12 protein-coding genes are annotated in these 18,904 nt (G+C 60.0%); 11 read left to right on the top strand and 1 reads right to left on the bottom strand.

Annotation, left to right across the window (positions count from 1 at the left end; translation table 11 throughout):
- Positions 1-114: 114 nt before the first annotated feature.
- On the top strand, positions 115-3,561 hold the full coding sequence (locus tag AC0IM9_RS03555; RefSeq protein ID WP_482803079.1) for a hypothetical protein: 3,447 nt from the start codon (positions 115-117) through the stop codon (positions 3,559-3,561).
- A 126-nt stretch (positions 3,562-3,687) separates the two neighbouring features.
- Here AC0IM9_RS03555 and AC0IM9_RS03560 read toward each other — a convergent pair whose 3' ends face one another.
- Positions 3,688-6,012, bottom strand: a complete 2,325-nt coding sequence (locus AC0IM9_RS03560) for a PKD domain-containing protein (protein WP_482803080.1) — start codon at positions 6,010-6,012, stop codon at positions 3,688-3,690.
- Positions 6,013-6,508: 496 nt separating this feature from the next.
- Here AC0IM9_RS03560 and AC0IM9_RS03565 point away from each other — a divergent pair, with 496 nt between their 5' ends.
- The 10 genes from AC0IM9_RS03565 to AC0IM9_RS03610 all read left to right on the top strand — a co-directional run bounded on the left by AC0IM9_RS03565 (position 6,509) and on the right by AC0IM9_RS03610 (position 18,881).
- The gene (locus AC0IM9_RS03565; protein WP_482803081.1) at positions 6,509-7,930 is read left to right on the top strand and encodes an undecaprenyl-phosphate glucose phosphotransferase; all 1,422 of its coding nucleotides are present in this window, start codon (positions 6,509-6,511) and stop codon (positions 7,928-7,930) included.
- Positions 7,931-7,942: 12 nt separating this feature from the next.
- A complete protein-coding gene (locus AC0IM9_RS03570) occupies positions 7,943-9,046 on the top strand; it encodes a polysaccharide biosynthesis/export family protein (RefSeq protein WP_445371219.1) in 1,104 nt (367 codons plus the stop codon).
- A 75-nt stretch (positions 9,047-9,121) separates the two neighbouring features.
- Positions 9,122-11,473, top strand: a complete 2,352-nt coding sequence (locus AC0IM9_RS03575; protein ID WP_482803082.1) for a polysaccharide biosynthesis tyrosine autokinase — start codon at positions 9,122-9,124, stop codon at positions 11,471-11,473.
- 7 nt (positions 11,474-11,480) lie between these two features.
- A complete protein-coding gene (locus AC0IM9_RS03580) occupies positions 11,481-12,722 on the top strand; it encodes an O-antigen ligase family protein (RefSeq protein ID WP_482803083.1) in 1,242 nt (413 codons plus the stop codon).
- Positions 12,715-14,049: a lipopolysaccharide biosynthesis protein gene (locus AC0IM9_RS03585; RefSeq protein ID WP_482803084.1), complete on the top strand. Its 1,335-nt coding sequence runs from the start codon at positions 12,715-12,717 to the stop codon at positions 14,047-14,049. Before AC0IM9_RS03580 ends, AC0IM9_RS03585 begins: the two co-directional genes overlap by 8 nt.
- Before the next feature lie 54 nt (positions 14,050-14,103).
- The gene (locus AC0IM9_RS03590; protein ID WP_482803313.1) at positions 14,104-15,060 is read left to right on the top strand and encodes a class I SAM-dependent methyltransferase; all 957 of its coding nucleotides are present in this window, start codon (positions 14,104-14,106) and stop codon (positions 15,058-15,060) included.
- Between the two features lie 7 nt (positions 15,061-15,067).
- Complete coding sequence (locus tag AC0IM9_RS03595) at positions 15,068-15,859, top strand: glycosyltransferase family 2 protein (RefSeq protein WP_140911095.1); 792 nt, start codon at positions 15,068-15,070, stop codon at positions 15,857-15,859.
- A complete protein-coding gene (locus AC0IM9_RS03600) occupies positions 15,856-16,722 on the top strand; it encodes a glycosyltransferase family 2 protein (protein ID WP_482803085.1) in 867 nt (288 codons plus the stop codon). The genes AC0IM9_RS03595 and AC0IM9_RS03600 overlap by 4 nt, the downstream gene beginning before the upstream one ends.
- Positions 16,723-16,737: 15 nt before the next feature.
- The gene (locus tag AC0IM9_RS03605; RefSeq protein ID WP_482803086.1) at positions 16,738-17,934 is read left to right on the top strand and encodes a glycosyltransferase family 4 protein; all 1,197 of its coding nucleotides are present in this window, start codon (positions 16,738-16,740) and stop codon (positions 17,932-17,934) included.
- Positions 17,931-18,881, top strand: a complete 951-nt coding sequence (locus AC0IM9_RS03610) for a glycosyltransferase family 2 protein (RefSeq protein WP_482803087.1) — start codon at positions 17,931-17,933, stop codon at positions 18,879-18,881. The genes AC0IM9_RS03605 and AC0IM9_RS03610 overlap by 4 nt, the downstream gene beginning before the upstream one ends.
- Positions 18,882-18,904: the final 23 nt, after the last annotated feature.

Below are 18,904 nucleotides of genomic sequence, written 5' to 3' on the forward strand. Positions count from 1 at the left end.
GGGATACCGGTTTCGGCGCTAACCGGTCAGCCGGTCGTGTTACTCGAACTTGGCAGCGCGGCAAGCGCTCCATCCCGCTTAATAGCGAATGTACTAGCTGTTTCTGGCCAACTGTTGCCAGATTTTCAGCACGGGGTTGCTTGGCAAGTCGAGCCGGAGGCGGTCAACGTATTGCATCCGGGCTTTGGTCAATGGCGGGCGGCGTTTCGCTTCCATTTGACTCAGGCCGTCTCCGGCGATTTTCGGTTTTGGGCGCGCTGGCGTCAGGGTGGCGATCCGGCGGTGTGCCGGCAGACCTTTGCTATATGGGCCGGGCCGGATGTTAACCATCTGCAACAGCGCGGCAGCTTACAACTGACGCCGAAAGGCTGGGATTACGCCTGGTTGAGCGGTCCGGAACCGATTCAACTCAAGTCTGGTGACCGGGTCATCGAAGTGCGCAACATTGGCGCCGGCCACGATGCCAAGGTGTTCGATGCGTTTTTACTGGCATCGCCGTGGGCGGAATTGCCGGTGACCGCGACCGCCAATCAACCGGCGCTACTGCTGGAACTGGGCAAGGCCCCGGCTTTGCTGGATTTGCCGAAACCGGACCATCTGACGGCGGTGCAGGGCACGGCCGAGGCCGGCACCAATACCGGTGCGTTGGCGATCGAGCAGGACGAAGCCTTGTTGTTCCATTCCGGCTTCGGTGACTGGAGCGGCAGCTTCCGTTTTGCGTTGCCTCCGGACAGCAAGCCCGGCCAATACCGGTTGTGGGCCCGCTACAAAAGCGGCGGCGAGGTCTCGCAAGTCGAGCAGCGCTTTAGCGTCAAGGCCGGTGCCAAGCCGGAGGAGTTGGCGAGCCGCGGCGAATTTGCCCTGACCAACACCACGCCGTGGCAATATCAATGGCTGCCCGCCGCCGAGACTTTGACTTTGTTGCCCGGCGACCGCTGGCTGAACATTGAAAACAGCGGCAAGGCCGACGGCGCCAAGGTGTTCGACGCCTTTTTACTGCAATTGCAACAGCCGCTGGCCGCGGCGATGACCGGCGAGCAGGCGCAACTGCGCAACCGGTTTTTGGCTTTGACCAGACCTGATGCCAAAGGCCCGCGGCGTTTGTTGGTACTGGACGGTAGCGGCGCACACGGCGAGCGTTTGTTGCGCGGTTTGGCCGCCGATGCGGCAAGAGCACATTATCAAAACATGCCGGTGACTTATTTGATCGGCCAAGCCGCCGAAACCATGGCGCGCGATCTGAATCTGCCGACATTGCCGGCGGCCATCGTCACCGACGATCATCACACCGTGCTGGGCGTTTTGACTCAGCCGGACGACGCAGCAAGCGTGGCAAAATTTCTAGCCGAGCCGGACCAAATCGGCTGGATGCCGCAACCTGTTGCAATCCCGGCGCCAACGCCAGTGCTGTTAAAAAACGGCATCCCGGCCGCCTGGCTGGTCGGCGGTTTGCAGGACGGTCAAGCCGGTCTGTCGGTATTTGGTTTGGACACGGAAACTATAGCCAGGCCCAATCCCGATCAGTCCTATCTGAGTCTGGCAATGATGGGGGGTAAACTACGCAACTGGCAGGTGGCGGCGACCGATGCCAACGGTGAAACCACGATTGTGGACAGCACCGAACACGCCTACGGCTGGTCGCGCGGCACCGGCTACGCACAACTTTATCTGCACGCCGACCGTCCTCTGCAAGCACAATTGCATCTGCACCAGTCCGGCATTAAAGCGGCAGCCTGGCTGGACGGGCAGGCATTGCCTCTGACGGATGACGGACTACCGCCAGCGGGCTTCAAGGCCTCGCTGGGCGCTCAAGCTCAAGCCCTGCTGCACGGCTTGACCACAGAAGGCTTGCTGGCCACCGCCAGCGCCGAGCGGCCGCAAGCGCCGCAAGTGGCCGCGTTAAATTTGACGCCGGGTTGGCATAGCTTGCTGGTGAAACTGGTGATGCAACACGATCAGGGCCAGCGCTTTTACTTTGCCGGGCTGTTCAGCGACGCCGGCGGCAAGCCTCTCGAAGGCCTGCGGACGCAAACCGCCGATCCTGATGCCGATCTGGCCCTGAACCAGATCGCCGCCAAACTCAGGCCGGTGATTTTCAATACTGCCCCGGCCAATCTTCCGCATCCCGGTGAGCCGATCAAGCTGAGTATCGATCTGCGCTGGCAGCCGATTTTGGAGGAAGCCAAACTGGAGACGCCGCTGCCGCGCTTCCCGGCCAAATTGCGTCTGCGGTTGGTCGATTACAGCGGTCGGCAAATCGCCGAGCGGGAGATTCGCAGCCGCTTCCCCGGCCAGGTCGAAGCCGATTTCGGCAAACTCGACCAGCCCGGCTATTACGCCATATATCCGTCTTTGTACACCGAAGACGGCCGGCCGATCATGCACTATCCGGCCGACGGTTTTAGCGTCGTCGCCGGCAACAACGCCCAAAAGCAACGGCTGGTGCAAAAGAAAGTCTGGAACAACGATTACTATGCCTTGGCTGACGGCGACAAAAGTTTCCGCCAAACCGGCGCTTACTTCGATTGGCTGGAGCGGATGGGCATTTTCAGAAGCCTGGCTAGTTATCCGGGCTTCGATCCGCAATACCGGCTATTGTGGGAGCAAGCCAAACAGCGCGGTCTGGACCTGTTTGCCGATTCATCCGGCGACAGCCATTGGCTGAACGACAAACCTGAAGACGGCCGCCGTTTTGTTGATGCTGCCGCCGGTTTTACCCGCTTCTTCAAAGCTAGCAACGAGATCGACATTCGCCACGAGCCGGAATGGCAAAAACTGCGCGAACCTACGCATTGGCTGGAACGGGCGAAGTCGGAATACCAAATGGTCCATCAAGCCCGCAACGATGCCCATTACCTGGGCGGCAGCCTGGTGCGGCCGGGTGAGGGCGACTGGTTCAAGCAGGTGTTGCAACTGGGTTTGGATAATGTCCAGGATGCCTGGGACGTGCACGCCTACCCGCAACGGCCGCCGCGCTTCGGCGGGCCGATCGGCAACGGCGAGTTGGAAGACGAGCGCGGCGTGTTGGCGGCTCATGCCAGCCTGGGTAAAACCAATAAATTGCCGTTCTGGCTGGGCGAAACCGGCGCTAAGGCCATGCACGGTTTCAGCGGTCGGCGCTGGCAGGCGGAGCAGGTGGCCAAAATCGTGGCTTGGGTGAATAGCCGCCCTGATTATCTGGGCGTGGCGTTTTGCATCGCCCATGAATACGACCTGGCTTACGGCCGAATCTGGGATTATTCGCTCGGTCACAAACCCGGCGAAGCGGCGCTGTACACCGCCAGCGCGCTGATCGACGGCCTGCCGTATCGGCCGGTCGCTACCTACGACGCCAACGTCCAGGCCGGTTATTTCGGCGAAATCCTGATGCTTTGGCGCGAGCAAGGCGAGGGTGTGTGGCCGGTACAACTCGACTCTGAGCGGCAATGGGTTTTGGTGGATGTGGTCGGGCAGATGCGGAAATTGGCGACCGATGCGTCAGGTATCGCCGGCGTGCCGATTTCGGCTAGCCCGGTGTATGTTTTACCCGAGGCCATTTACCGTCTTTTGACTGCGGGCTAAGGGGATGTGCCGTTGTGGCCGGAATGTTGGAGCCCAACGGGTATCTGTTTTGGATACCCGTTGGCGGCGAGTGGAATCGCAAACTAGGCGCGGCGTTAACCGCGCCCGTTGCATACTGCTGGTGCCTTACCAGGAAAAGCTGCCCGCAACTTGACCGCTACCGTCGTAACTGAAGCCGGATTTGACGACGTTGGTGACCGTGAATGCGCAGGTACCGGAGGTGCTGCTCGGCAAAGTCGAACTGCTGATGCTGACGTTGCCGTTGGTTGCCGTGGTTCCGGACGTTTTGCCCGTCACCGTAGTGGAGCCCGATGTTGTGGCGACCGAACCGCTCCAGTTTCCATATACCGTCGCGCTGGCGACGCCGGACGTGCCGTAGTTGACCGTGACACTGGCCACGCACTGTGACTTGCCCCGGCTCAATAATTTACGCGAGATCTTTGTACTGCCTACCTTCATGTTCGCCGCGACCGGTGTTTGCGTCACGTTAACCGTTTGCGTGGTGCTGTTTTTCAAGCCGCTATTGTCGGTTACGATCAAAGTTGCCGTATAGCTGCCCGGTGTGTTGTAGACGTGGCTTGCACTGCTGCTACTGCCGTTGCTGCTGCCGTCGCCGTAGTTCCAGTCGTAGCTGACGATGCTGCCGTCCTGGTCGCTGGAGCCAGAGCCGTTGAAGGTGGTGGTCAGCGGTGCATCGCCGCTGGTCGGCAATGCGGAAATTACCGCGGTGGGTGAAACCAGCGTGGTCGAGCTTTTCGGGTAGTTGCCGGTGATTTGATATTGCCCAACGCTGCCGTAGTCGGAGTAGCCGGTCGTCAAGTCGCCGAATCCGACGCCTTCCACTTGCAGAAAATATTGGCCGGCAGGCAAGGTCGCGGTTACTGCCGCGGACAGGCTATCCGCCGGATTTGCCGCGCTCACGGTATTGCCGGCACTGTCGACCAGTTTCAGCGAAATATCCAGATTCGGAGCCACAGAACCGGAACCGACGTTGAACTGCACGTTGCCGCCGTCGGTAAAGAAGGTAAACACGTCGACATCGGTATTGCGCTCGATCACGCCGGTTTGCGATACGGCAGCGGCATCGCCTGACAGCGGCGCGGCGCTTGCGGTTGTGCTCGGATAGTCGTCTGCGCGGATCGGAATGCCGGCCGCGCTGATGACCGCGATATCGTCCTGTAGATTATTGGCGTCGGGATACTCGCCTTTGCTCCACTGCGACACCGGTTTGTAATAGCCGACTCCCATAATCGACGCCCAACCGGTGGCACCGCTGCCATGGCCGGAGTAATAGCCGACGGTCGATGTGCCATCGTGATTCAGGTTCAGGTTATGCCCGACTTCGTGCGATACCGCTTCGGCAACATATTTCGGAAAACCGTTGCCCAATTTATCGAAGAACGCCCAGGCGGGTTGGTAACGGTCCGGCGTGGTGGAGGAATAGTATGAGAAAACATTGACATAAGCCACGCCACCGCAGGACTGGCTGCAAAGTTCCGGCATGGAGCGGGTGATCACCGCTCGGGTACCGTACTGAGCATCGCTGCTGCTGGTGCGTTGCAGCGCACCCGCCGTCGGCTCTTGGGTAGTGACGTCCACATCGAACGGCGCATAATCTTCAGCGACGCGTTGCCAAATTTCGCGGATATTACTCAACTCCGCGCTACTGAATGCGCCCGGATTGCCGTCGGTATCGTAGGCCTGAGCAGTCAACGTGCCGCTGTTCCAGGCCGTGTTGCTGGCGACGTGGCCGTTGAAATCCAGATAAATGACCCGGTTCGAGCCGGGTTTACTGTGCAATGCAAACGGATCTGCCGTCGAGGTTGCCAACGATGAAAAGGTCGAAGATTCGGCCGTGGTTGCGTAGGCTTCGTTAGCGGCGCTGTTCCCGCCCTGCGGTTCGGGTACCGGCTTGGTATCGGATTCGACGTAAAGCAAGCGGCCGCCTTGGTCTATCCACGCGGTTTGGTCGGTTTGCAGAATGTTTTCCAGGCGTTCGGCGGACATGTCGTAAGCCTGAGCCACCAGCGGCAAGTTACTGCCCAATGCGTCGATGGCGGCTTGGCCGTTCACATTGCCGGGCAGGGTAATCGTCGGAAACGGGGTTTCGGATTCCGCAGTTTGGCTAGCTTGGGTGGCATTGGACAAGGATTTTTGGGCATTGTCGTTGATTACCGACAACGGATTGGACTGACCGGAACCGTTCAACCCGGAGACAAAGGCCTGTACCCGGCCGTCAGCGAGCATGGTGAGGCCGTAGTTGTAGCCGACCAATGCCTTTTCCGCGTCTTCGCGTGATGCAAAGTAGATAGTCTCCGTGGGAATGCCGGCTGCGGTGGCCGGTAAGCTTTGGCTGGGGTCGGCGTCTATCGATGCCGTCTGTTCAGATGTTGCGGCGCAGCCCAACAACGAGCTGAGTAGCGCGGAAGCGATGAAGGTTTGGTTGTTCATTGATGTATCCCCCTGAAAATTGCTGCACCAGAATCGGCCTGCAGCTTTGGCGAAGTTGCTGTTCGGGAGATATTTAAGAAAATTGAGTCTCAATTTATTGAGAGTTGTGTCCGGCTTTTGGGTATGCCGCAAAACCGAGATTCGGCAATGTGACTCTGCACAAAATAACGCCGAATTCGAGGGGCGCTCCCGCAGCTGCCCATTTCAATGCATGATCCTGGGCTGTTTGGCTATCCGTTCACTGAGCGGGAGCGGTTCATTTCCGGGCCTGCGATTGGGTTGAGCTCGATGACGCTGAACGGTTCAGCTCGCTTATCCAACTCTAATTTCTCTCTCATCTGCTCTTAATTAAACCCCCAGGTTTTCTCTCATTTTGCGCCGGTAAGCTTTGTACCCAAGCCGGCACTGCTGAATCGCAAACCCGGCAACAGGTTGAGGATGCCAAGGATGGCGTCCTTAAGTCTTCGGAACTAGACGCAACAGGGGGAACGCCGCTATGCCACTCGGCTTCGGAAATATCTTCAACGGGCTCTTTCGCCAATACGGCCATACCGTGATTCTGCTTTTGCGGATCATCGACGTGGCGATGCTGTTAGCCGCTGCCTGGGCGGCGCATTTTTTCTGGTTGCGCGATTACGCGATCGACCAGCATTACCGGATCGTGATCGCATTGGGCGTGTTGGGCGCCATCATTTTCTTCGAAATCGGCCAGGTCTATCGGCCCTGGCGCAACGATGCGATGCGCGGCGAGATCGCCCGCATCGTTAGAGCCTGGGTGCTCGCGCTGCTGGCGGTGGTTTCCATCGTGTTTCTGGTGCGCTTGCATGTCTGGTTCGGTTCCAGTTACCGCTGGATTGCCTCCTGGGGTGTGCTGGGTTTGGTTTGCGTACTGGCTGCGCGCTCGGTGATGTCGCAGGTTTTGCGTTGGCTGCGGGCACGGGGTTGGTCGCAGGGCAAAATCATCATGGTCGGCCTGAATCAAATGGCGGTGGCGGTGGCGCGGCAGTTGAACCATTCGCCCTGGGCCGGTTTGCAGGCGGTGGGTTATGTTGACGACCGCGGCGCCGGTCGGCAGCCGCTGAACGACCATGACCTGCCGTGCCTGGGCAGATTGGCTGACTTGCCGGCCCTGATCGACCGGCACGCTATCGACGAGGTCTGGGTGGCTTATCAAGGCGAATCCCTGACCGAGCGGGCCCAATACCAATTGCGGCATTTGCCGGTCAGCATCCGGCTGGTAATCGATTGCTTTGCCTTTAAACAAAGCAAGTTTCTCAGCCTGAACACCGTGGCCGGCATTCCGACTCTGGATTTTTCGGTGTCGCCGCTGCACGGCGTCAACCGCTACATCAAAGAAGTCGAAGACCGTTTGCTGGCGTTGATTTTACTGGTGCTGATCAGCCCGCTGATGCTGTTGATCGCTGTCGGCGTCAAGCTGAGTTCGCCCGGCCCGGTGTTTTACCGTCAGGTCAGGGTGGGCTGGAACAACCGCAAATTTACCATGCTGAAATTCCGCTCGATGCCGGTGGATGTCGAGTCCAAAACCGGCGCGGTCTGGGCCAAGCCCGGCGAAAATCGGGCTACTCCGTTCGGCAGCTTCCTGCGCAAAACCAGCCTGGACGAATTGCCGCAATTGATCAACGTTTTGCGCGGCGACATGTCCTTGGTCGGCCCGCGCCCGGAACGGCCGGACTTCGTCGAAGTGTTCAAGGAACAAGTGCCCAACTACATGAAAAAACACATGGTCAAGGCCGGTATCACCGGCTGGGCCCAAGTCAACGGCTGGCGCGGCGACACCGACTTGAACCGGCGCATCGAGCACGATTTGTATTACATCCAGAACTGGTCGTTGTGGTTCGATATCGAGATCGCCTTCCGCACCGTACTGACCGGTTTTATCAACAAAAACGCCTATTAAGGAAACCTGAGCATGTACAGACTGCTTCCCATCCTGTTGACGTTAGCGCTACCGGGTTGTTTTCTGGCGCCCGGCATGGACATGAACACCGACAGTAACGGCTTGACCGAAATCGAGTTGCCGGCCCGAAAGGACGGCCAGTTGGTAAAGGAGAAAGTCCGTGTCATGCCGATCACCGCCGACCTGATCATCGAGAAGGAAGTGGCCCGGCAACAGGCGGTCGGCCAATTGCTGCCGGTGGACAATACCAAGACCAGTTACCGGATCGGACCGCAGGACCGGTTGCAGATTACGGTGTGGGAGCACCCGGAATTGAACGATCCCGGCGGTGAAAAAATTCTGCCGGAGATGGCAGGTAAGGTGGTCGACGACAACGGCGATCTGTATTACCCCTATGTCGGCAATCTTCATGTCGGCGGCAAGACCATTCCGGAAGTGCGCGAAGAGCTGACCCGCGAATTGTCGCGTTTTTTCAAGAAGGTCAAACTCGACATTCGGGTGTTGTCGTTTCAGGCTCACCGGGTGGCGGTGGTCGGCGAGGTCAAGCAACCGGGGGTGTTGGCCATGAACGAAACCCCGCTGACCGTGGCCGAGGCCATCAGCCGCGCCGGCGGCGCCACCAAGGATTCGGACATGAACAACGTAGCGCTGGCCCGCGACGGCAAACTGTACAAACTGGATGTGCAAGCCCTGTATGAAAAGGGGTTGACCACGCAGAACGTGCTATTGAAAGACGGCGATGTGCTCAATGTTGGCGACCAGAAGGACAGCAAAGTCTACGTGATGGGTGAGGTCGGCCGGCAACAGGCGGTGCAGATCAACAAAGGCCGGATGAGTCTGGCGCAAGCATTGGCCGAGGCCTACGGCGTCGACTTCAATACCTCGCGTCCGGGCGACATTTATGTGGTGCGCGCCGGTGATATGAAACCGGAAATCTTCCAGCTCAACGCCGAATCGCCCGACGCGATGATCCTGGCCGAGCAATTTCCGCTGCAAGCCCACGACACCTTGTTTGTCGGTACTGCCGGCGTTACCCAGTGGTCGCGGGTGCTGAACCAGATTCTGCCCGGATCGTTTACCGCGATCATGTCGCAAGCGGCACTGATGGGCATGTAGTTAAAAAATCGCCCCCGGCTGCTGATGTGCGCAGAGGGGAATCGAATGTTTTCAAGCGAAAAGGTTGTGAAAAGTATGTATCCACCCAATGAAGCCGTTCCGGTGTTACCGTTGCCGAATCCAAATCGCCTGCAAGAGCAGAGCGTCAGCATTCGCGACTATGTGGATTTGCTGATCGAAGGCCGTAAAACCCTATTGACCGCTCTCGCCGCGGTGTTGACCGTGACGCTGGTGTACCTGGTTTTGGCGCCGCGGACCTACAAAGCCGATGCCTTGCTGCGCATAGACAAGAACAAAGCCTTGTTGGCCGCCAATCTGCATGGCGACAACAATCAGACTCCGGCTGAAGCCGAGAGTCCGCGGGCGCAGCGCGAAGTCGAGATTCTGCGTTCGCGTTCGGTGCTGGGTAAGGTGGTCGACAATCTGAATCTGGCGATTGAAATCGAGCCCAGTTATTTTCCGCTGATCGGCGAAACCCTGGCCCGTAAACATGATCGCCACGACGGCGTCGCCGGTGCTTGGTGGGGCTTCGGCCGTTGGGCGTGGGGCGGCGAGAAGGCCAAGGTGGCGGCGTTCGAGGTTCCGGATCGTTATTTGGAAAAGGAGTTTACCCTGATCGCACTGGAACACGGCCGCTACCAGCTCCTGGCACCGAACGGCGCCGAGTTGTTAAGCGGCGAAGTCGGCCAGGTCGTCACGGCCGAAATCGGCGAGAAAACCCCGGTGACGATTAAAATCGAAGCCCTGGACGCCCATCCCGGCACCCATTTCGAGCTGGTGCGGCGTACGGCGTTATCGGCGATCGAAACTTTGCAAAAAGCCTTTGCCGTCAAGGAAGTGTCGAAGGATACCGACATTTTGAGTGTGGAACTGAAAGGCCGCGATCCCGAGCAATTGGCCAAATCGGTCAACGACATCGCCGCGATTTATGTAAACGCCACGGTGAATTGGGAATCGGCCGAAGCCTCGCAAAAATTGGCCTTTCTGGAAAGCCAACTGCCGATCGTCAAAGAGCGGCTGGAAAAAGCCGAGCAGGGCCTGAGTGCCTACCGGCAACAGCACGGCGCGGTGGACATTTCCGCCGAGGCCGAGATTCTGTTGAAGCAGGCTTCGGACATGGAAACCCTGAGCATCCAGCTCAAGCAAAAATACGACGAGCAAAGCCAGCGGCTGGAGTCCGAACATCCCGACATGATGGCTACCAATGCCCAGATCAAGCGGGTGAATGGCAAGTTGGCGGCCCTGGAAAAACGCATCAAGGATTTACCAAAGACTCAGCAAAACATGGTGAGCCTGTCGCGCGATGTGCAGGTCAATACCGAACTGTATACCTCGTTACTGAACAGCGCCCAGGAGCAGCGCATCGCCGCCGCCGGGTCTTTGGGCAACTCGCGGATCGTCGATTTCGCGGTGACGCCGGAAAAGCCGTATTGGCCGAAACCGGGCCTGCTGCTGGCGATCGCCAGCCTGTTGGGGCTGAGCCTGGGGTCGGCATGGGTGTTCCTGCGCCACTCGCTGCAACGCCACGACAATTATCCGGCCTTGCTGGAATACCAGGTCGGGCTGCCGATGTTCGCTGCGATTCCGCATAGCAAGAAACAACGCAAATTGGCCGGTCTGCTCGGCCGCGACAAAGACGGCGGCATCTTGGTCAACGAAGATCCGTTGGATATCTCGGTCGAATCGCTGCGCGGCCTGCGCACTACGCTGGAGGCAACGCTGGCCAACCATGAAAGCAAGGTCATCATGGTCAGCAGTCCGGCGCCGGCGATGGGCAAGTCGTTTGTCAGCTCCAACCTGGCGGCACTGCTGGCCAGCATCAAGAAACGGGTGCTGGTGATCGACGCCGACATGCGTAACGGCCGCCTGCACGAAACCTTCGGCATCGGTAAACAGCCCGGTTTGTCCGATCTGTTGGCCGGCCGCGCCAGCCTGGGCGAAGTCATCGTCAGCCTGCCGGAAGTCGGTATCGATCTGATTCCGCGCGGCAACATGGTATTGAATCCGGCCGAATTGCTGGTGCTGGGCGAACTGGCGGAGACCCTGGCGCAACTGAAAAGCTTTTACAACCACATCGTCATTGATTCGCCGCCGATTCTGGGCGCCACCGACGCCGCGATTCTGGGCAAGCATGCCGACGCCACATTCCTGGTGGTCAAGGAAGGCCGTTATACCGCGCAGGAGCTGGAAGTCAGCGCCCGCCGTTTCCAGCAAGTCGGCATCAAACCGAACGGCTTCATCATCAACGACATGAAGGAAGGCTCGTCCTACTACCCGTACTACGGCTACGCCTACCAACGCGCCGACCAGGAGCCGGCCGCCGCTGCCGGATGGACCGACAAATACCATGCCGTCGGCGATTGGCTGACCAAGCAACTGGAGCGGGACTGGGTACCGGCCGCCGCCGAAACCGACGAGCGGGGTTAAGGCTCCCATGCGACTGAAGCTGGAAAAAGATCTGCCGCTGTTGCTGTTCGGCTTAGTCTGTACTTCGACCGTCGCCGCGTTGCCGCAGGTGCAGTCGGCCTGGGCCGGCATCAAGGAAGTCTACGGAGAACAGGACATGGGCCTGCGCTTGCTGCGCGAAGCGATGCTGACGCTGCTGGTTTGCTACGCCTGGGCCGAGCCGCGCTTGCGCAACGGCATCGTCAGCGGTCCGGTGCTGGCGTTTTTGAGCGTGGTGGCGGCATACGTACTGTTCGAAATCGGCTACGCCCTGTATCTGGACTTGCCACTGGTGGTGCCGATGACCGGACTCAGAGTGTTCGAATATTTGCCGTTGGCGCTGATCGGCTTCGTCTGCGGTCGGCGCGGCGCGGCCGATTGGGTGATCGGCCGGTTCGCCCGCTGTTTGCGTTACTACCTGGTATTACAGGCCGGGCTGGCCCTGGCCCAGGCATTGTGGGCGCCGCCCTTGTTCGGCGTGTCGATGCTGGGCGGCGGCCGGCCGTTCGGTAGCTTCGTCAGCCCGAATCTGTTCGGCGCGGCGATGGCGACTTGCGCGCTGGTATTCGCCGTAGTGCCGGACATGCGCCGCTGGCTGGCGCTGAGCGTGTTGCTGGCGTTGTTGAGCGGCTCGCGCACCGCATTTCTCAGCGGCTTGCTGGTGGTATTTTTCCAAATTTATGCCGCGTTGCGACCGCGAGACCGCTGGGCCTTGTGGATGCCGGCGCCGATGTTGGCGGTCGGCGCCTTGATCCTGGCGTCCAGTCCGCTGTTGAGCGGCCGCGACGATGCCGATCCGACCGAGGACGGCCGCATCGCCCTGTGGCAACGGGTATTCGCCAACCACGTGCACGATGCCGCCGATTTGCTGTTCGGTTGGGGCCTGGGTTTGAGTTCCAATACCGTTAACTTGCTGTTCGGCGCCGAGCATTTTCCCGGCCAGTTCGATTCCGACAGTTTGTATCTGTTTTTATTGAACGGCTACGGCCTGATCGGTTTGCTGGCCTATCTGGGTTTTTTATGGGCAACGACAAGGATGTCAGTCCACCCTGCCAAAGGCTTGGTCGCGATGTTCATTTTCGTCGCCGGTTTGACCTTCAATTTATGGGAGTACTTTCCGCAGAACGCGGTGCTGATGTTTTTATGGGGGGCGATGCTGGGACACCACCGTCAGCCCGAATCGACGGTGCCGGCGAACCCCGGGCTGCAACCGGCGAGGGTTTATGGTTAAGCGCAGGCTAATCCGGTTGCGGCAATCGCGCTTATGCGGCGACGCATTCTGGGCCTTGTTCGGCCAATTGGCCTCGGCGATCGCGCTGTTGGCGGGGACGCGGCTTTTGACCGAGCGGGTGGCCCCGGACGTGTTCGGCCAGGTCGCACTGTTGAACGGCTGTGTCGCGCTGGGTGTTGCCGCGTTTTCCTACCCGTTTATCTGCGGCGGCATGCGCTGGCTGCCGGAGTGCGCCGGCCCGGCCCAAAGTGCCCAACTTCACCGGGCAGTCGCCGGCTTGACTTTGCAGGCGACTTTGTTGGCACTTGGTTTGTTGCTGATCGGTGGCGGCTACTACGCTCACCTGAACCAAACGCAGATGATGCCGTTCTTGCTGGCCGGCGCGTTGCTGGCGGTAACGGTCTGGCGCGAATTCGGCGTGCAACTGGCGATCGGCGGCCGCCGCCAACGCCGGGCTGCGTTGTGGCAAACCGGCGACTCAATTTTAAGGCCGGCGCTGGCCGTAGCCGCGGTTAGTTACCTGGGAGCACGAGTGGAATGGATTCTGGCCGGCTATGCCGCGGCGACCCTGTTGTCCAATCTGCTCTGGTGGCGGCCTGGTGGTGCCGGCGCAGGCGGGGCGGCAACTCGGGACTGTGTGCGCCGGTTTACCGGCAAGATTTGGCATTATGCCTGGCCTTTGATTCCGATGGAGCTGGTGTTCTGGCTGAATGGCGTGGGGGACCGTTATGCGATCGCCTACTTCCTCGGCGCCGCCGATGTCGGTTTGTATGCGGCCGGCTACACCCTGGTCAACGAAGCCTTCAACCGCGGCGCGATGGTGTTGCTGAGGACTTTCCAGCCGGCTTATTTTCAAGCGTTTTCCGGCGGCGAGTACCGCCCCGCCCACGCGGTGTTGCGGTTATGGACCCGCAGTTTGCTGGCCGGCGGCGGCTTGGGCCTGCTGGCCTTGCCCTGGCTGGGCGATTGGCTGGTGAGGCTGCTGTTGGCCGAGGCCTACCGTCCGGTCGCGGCCCTGTTGCCGGCCATCGGCTGCGGCTGTTTGCTGCATGCGTTGGGTACGGTTTGGGCGCAACCGCTGCTGGCGGAAAAACGCACGCGGATTTTGCTGAAAGGGCGTTTGTGCGGGGCTCTGGCGGCTATCACTGCCTTACCGTTGCTGATTCTGCAATACGGTTTGGCCGGCGCGGCTTGGGCCAACCCGGTGTATTTCGGCATCGAAGCCTTGGTATTGGCCTGGTTGGCCAAACCTTGGCGGCTGCGCGACGCCGGTCCGCAGCCGGCTGATTCGGCTGCCGCCGACGCGGCGCTACGGGTGCCGGCCTGATGGTTTTTTTTTACATTAAATCTTTTCGACTTATGGCGGATGCTTGTGAAAACGATGACTTATGCCAGCATGGCTAACCGAACTTACGGCGAACTGTTGCACCATTGCGTCGCCTGCGGCGGAGAACGCATCCGCTTTTGGCGACACAAACACTACCAGTACACGGCCGACGCCGATGCCGAAGAATTTCGGATTTACCGCTGCCAGGTGTGTGGCACCGGCTTTCTGAATCAGCCGCCGCACCGGGAGTGGTTGCAGCAGATTTATCGACATTCCGGTCAGGCTCTGACCGCTGAGATCGGCTTGGACGAAGTGCTGCGGCGCGAGCAGCTTTATCCGAATTGCAAACTGGACGCGAAGCGCATCGCCCACTATGCCGACCGCTACAACAATACCTTGAATTACCGCGCGCTGGATATCGGCTCCGGATTCGGGTTTTACACCCGGGCCTTGCGCCTGCTGGGTTACCGCACGGTCAGCATCAACCCCGGCGCCTACGAAAACAATGTATTCGAACAAATGAACGGCGATTTGCCGTTGCCGGTGATGTTCGAAGACTACCGCAGCGACGAGCTGTTCGGCGTGGTGGTGATGTCGCAGGTGTTGGAGCATTTGCTGGAGCCGGAGCAAGCGCTGCGCAAGGTGGCGGCCTTGTTGGAGACCGGCGGGGTATTGGCCTGCGCAGTGCCGAATTACGCCTCGTTTCTGGTCAAGCTGCTGGGCGCCAACGAAAATGCCTGCCTGTGGGTGCCGGAGCACGTCAATTTCTTTACCGAGCAGGGCTTGCGCACATTGTTCGAACGCAACGGTTTGCAGGTGGTGAAGACCGAGCAGATTACCCGGATCCCATTCGATGCGCTGTCCCGACGCTTGGGCGCCAAAGGCCGGCTGGCGGCGGTGCTGAACGGTTTGGTCAAATATGCGCAAATGCCGTTCAACGGCCTGATGAATCTGCTGGGAATGGGTATTTACCTGAACGTCTATGCGGTCAAGACCGCGGTCGGCGAGTGAGGCGTTTATGCTGACCGTGGTGATTCTGGCCTGTAACGAAGCGGCGAACCTGCCGCGCTGTCTGGCGGCGATTCCGGAGCGCTACCCGATCGTGCTGGTCGATTCCGGCAGCAGCGACGATACCGTTGCGATCGCCGAACGCCGCGGTTGTCGGGTGTTGCATAATCCCTGGCCGGGCTTTGCCGAGCAGCGCAATTTTGCGTTGCAGCAGTGCGGCATCGAGACGCCGTGGGTGTTGTTCGTCGATGCCGACGAAATCTATCCGCCGCTGTTTTACCAGCAATTCGACGCGGAATGGGCCACCTCGCGCGAGATGGATGTGTTGATGGTGCCGTCGCTGCTGTATTTGCGCGGCAAATGCCTGAAACACGCGCCGGGCTATCCGATTTACCATCCGCGGCTGGTGCGGCGGGAGACGGTAGGGTTCGTCCGCAACCACACCGGCCATGGCGAGGCGGTGCTGGACACCTGCCGGGTGGCGGTGACCGATATTCCCTACCAGCATTATTTTTACCACGGCGAGATCGTGGCCTGGATGCACAAACACGTCGGCAAGGCCGCACAGGAAATCGAGTTGCAACCGACTGCCGGCGCCTTGATGACCGCGCGTGGCCGGATTAGCGTCTGGTTGGGGCGTTCCTGGCTGCGGATCGTGGCGCGGTTTGCTTACCACTATTTGCTGCGCGGCGGTTTTCTGGACGGTGCGGCCGGTCTGGAGTTTGCGTTGATGTTTACCTGGTACGAGGCGACGATTTATCTGCAAGCCAAAGCCGGTAAATGGGCGGAGCCGCGGCCGTGACCGTATCCTTGATTCTGGCGACCTTGGGACGGGACTGGCAGGTCGCCGAGTTTTTGGCTGGGTTGCAAGCGCAAACCTTGCAAGACTTCGAACTGATCGTCATCGACCAGAACCGGGACGGCAAGATCGACGCGATCGTCGAATCGTTTCGGCCGGCGCTGCGCATCGTCCACGTCAAAGTCGATTTCACCGGCAACGCCCGCGCCCGCGATTACGGCATTGGCCTGGCGCAAGGGACTATCGTGGCCTTTCCGGACGACGATTGCTGCTATGCCGCCGATGTGTTGCAGCGGGTGGTCGCCGAATTCGAACGGCGGCCGCAGTTGGCGATTCTGGTCGGGGCGTCTTACGACGCCGACACTCGCGGCTTCAGCATCGGCGTCAACAGCCGCAAAGCCGGTTATTTTTCGCGCCTGGGCATGATGGGAGTGGAGTTTACCCAGTTCTTCGCGCTCGCTCGGCTCGATCGCAGCCAGTTTTATCTGGACCACGATTTCGGGATCGGCGCCAAATATGCCGGCGGCGAGGGCTTTGAAATGCTGTACCGGCTGCTGCGCGCCGGTGGCAAAGCGTTTTATACGCCGGAGATCCGCATCTACCATCCGGACAAGGATCATTACCGTCTGGGCAACGCCCGGATGTTGATGTACTCGACCGGTATCGGTGCCTATATCCGCAAATTCGCCAATCAACGGGATTGGTTCATCGCTTATTACATCGCCAGAAAAATGTTGCTGGCGCCGGTTTTGAAAATGCTGCTGGCGGTGTTGTCTGGCAACCGCGCCAAGCTGGCTTACTGGTATTACAGCTTGGTCGGCGTCTGGCGCGGATTTTTTGCTTACCGCAACAGCGGTTGCCTTTAGTTTGAGGAGAAGAGGATGGATGTGGGAATAATCGCGACGCACGTGCCGCCGGCCAAGGGCTACGGCGGGGTAGCCGTGACTTGCGGCGTGTTGACTAAGGCCTGGGCCGAGGGCGGCCACCGCATGGCGCTGGTCGCGTCCGACGAGTCGATTTCCGGTCGCTTGCACGCCGAAGAGGTGCAATTGGGCGATACGGTCGCGGTCCGGCTCTATCGCTGTTACGGCTGGCGGCGCTGGGGCTTCGGTTTGGGGGCGATTCCGGCAATTTGGAATCTATGCCGGCAAGCGCCGCGGGTTTACATTCATGGCATCGCCACCTGGCCGTCGACCTTGGCCGGGGTGTTTTGCCGCCTGCTGCGCAAGCCGTTCATCGTTGCGGTGCACGGCGGTCTGATGCCGGAACACGTCGAGTTGATCAAAAGCCGCAAGCCGCACAAATGGCTGTTTTACCGCTGGCTGACCTTCCCGAGCTTACGCCGGGCCCTGGCCGTGCATTGCACCAGCGATACCGAAGCTGCCGGCGTTAGCGCGGCCTTGGCCGGGCAGGGGCGGATACTGTTGGTGCCGAACGGCATCGACAGCCGGGCGTTCCAGGTTGCGGATTATCCGGCCCGGCCCGGCATGCAGTTATGCTTTCTGGGCCATGTGCAACAGGAGAAAGGCATCAATGGCTTCATTCGCGCCTGGTTGCAAACCCGGCGTAGCGATGACCGCTTAGTCGTAGCCGGCCGTAGCGTCGACGGTGCCTATTTCGACGAGTTTTTGCAACTGGTCGCCGCAGCCGACGGTGCGATCGAGTACAGAGGCTATCTGTCGGCCGACCAAGTCAAGGCATTGCTGGCGCAAAGTCATTTTCTGGTGTTGCCGTCCGGATTGGAGCAGGCCGGCGGCATGCGCGAGAATTTCGGCAATGTCGTCGCCGAAGCCCTGGCCTGCGGCCGGCCGGCGCTGGTTGCCAAGGGTTTGGCCTGGGATCATCTGCCGCAGATCGGCGCCGGCTGGGTGTTCGCACGCGACCACACTGCCGTTTGCCAGGTATTGCGGGCGGCGCAAGAGACCGACGCCGACGGCTGGCGGCAAATGTCGCAATCCGCGCGGCGCCATGCCGAACAAGCGCTGGATGCCGTGTCGCTGGGCGACCGGGTCTGGCGGGCGTTGACCGAACCGGCCGAACTCGGTCCGGTTGCCGGTTTGGCGGAGCAGCGCAAATGAGCAAAGTGGGACTGATCGTGCCGACGCTGAATGCCGGCAAGATGTGGCCGGAATGGTTGCGGGCGCTGGCCGGGCAAAGCCGCAAGCCGGACTATCTGTTGCTGATCGATTCTTCGTCCGGCGACGCGACCGTCGAACTGGCGCGGGCGGCCGGATTTGAAGTGAAAATCATTGCCCGCCAGGACTTCAATCACGGTGGTACCCGCCAATTTGGGGTTGACTATCTGGCGGATGCCGAGATTTTGCTGTTTCTGACCCAGGATGCCTTGCTGGCCGATCCGGAGGCTCTGGCCAATTTGCTGGCGGCGTTCGAGAATCCGGAAGTAGGTGCCGCCTACGGCCGGCAATTGCCGCACGTCGGCGCCGGCCCGATCGGCGCTCACGCCCGGCTGTTCAATTATCCCGAGCACAGTCAGTTGCGCGGTCTGGCCGACCGCGACCGCTTCGGCATCAAGACCGTATTTATCTCCAATTCTTTTGCCGGCTACCGCCGTAGCGCGCTGGTGCAAGCCGGCGGTTTTCCAAGGCATACGGTGATGAACGAAGATACCTTCGCGGCCGGGAAGATGTTGCTGTGCGGCTGGAAAATAAAATATTGCGCCGACGCCAGGGTGTTTCATTCCCATGATTACGGCTTTGCCGACGAATTCCGCCGCTATTTCGATATCGGCGTGTTCCATAACCTGGTGCCTTGGTTGCAGCGGACTTTCGGCGGCGCTGCCGGCGAGGGCAGGCGTTTCGTCGTGTCGGAAATCCGCTATTTACTGCGACACGCTCCGGCAATGCTGCCGTCTGCGTTTGTCAGAACCTTGTTGAAATGGTCGGGCTATAAAATCGGCCGTTCCTGCCACCGGCGCCTGCCGGCCGGCCTCAACCGCTATTTCAGTTTGCACCGGGCTTACTGGTCGAGTCCGTTTGCCTCATCCATACCGCCGGAAGCGGACTGATTCCGGCAATTCGCCGCAAACCC

The organism is Methylomonas sp. Uni0011, assembly GCF_056850255.1.

Coding starts and splice junctions, on each gene's coding strand:
- AC0IM9_RS03605 (WP_482803086.1), top strand. CDS start 16,738: ATGGATGTGGGAATAATCGCGACGCACGTGCCGCCGGCCAAGGGCTAC.
- AC0IM9_RS03590 (WP_482803313.1), top strand. CDS start 14,104: ATGACTTATGCCAGCATGGCTAACCGAACTTACGGCGAACTGTTGCAC.
- AC0IM9_RS03585 (WP_482803084.1), top strand. CDS start 12,715: ATGGTTAAGCGCAGGCTAATCCGGTTGCGGCAATCGCGCTTATGCGGC.
- AC0IM9_RS03580 (WP_482803083.1), top strand. CDS start 11,481: ATGCGACTGAAGCTGGAAAAAGATCTGCCGCTGTTGCTGTTCGGCTTA.
- AC0IM9_RS03595 (WP_140911095.1), top strand. CDS start 15,068: ATGCTGACCGTGGTGATTCTGGCCTGTAACGAAGCGGCGAACCTGCCG.
- AC0IM9_RS03610 (WP_482803087.1), top strand. CDS start 17,931: ATGAGCAAAGTGGGACTGATCGTGCCGACGCTGAATGCCGGCAAGATG.
- AC0IM9_RS03570 (WP_445371219.1), top strand. CDS start 7,943: ATGTACAGACTGCTTCCCATCCTGTTGACGTTAGCGCTACCGGGTTGT.
- AC0IM9_RS03575 (WP_482803082.1), top strand. CDS start 9,122: ATGTATCCACCCAATGAAGCCGTTCCGGTGTTACCGTTGCCGAATCCA.
- AC0IM9_RS03560 (WP_482803080.1), bottom strand. CDS start 6,012: ATGAACAACCAAACCTTCATCGCTTCCGCGCTACTCAGCTCGTTGTTG.
- AC0IM9_RS03565 (WP_482803081.1), top strand. CDS start 6,509: ATGCCACTCGGCTTCGGAAATATCTTCAACGGGCTCTTTCGCCAATAC.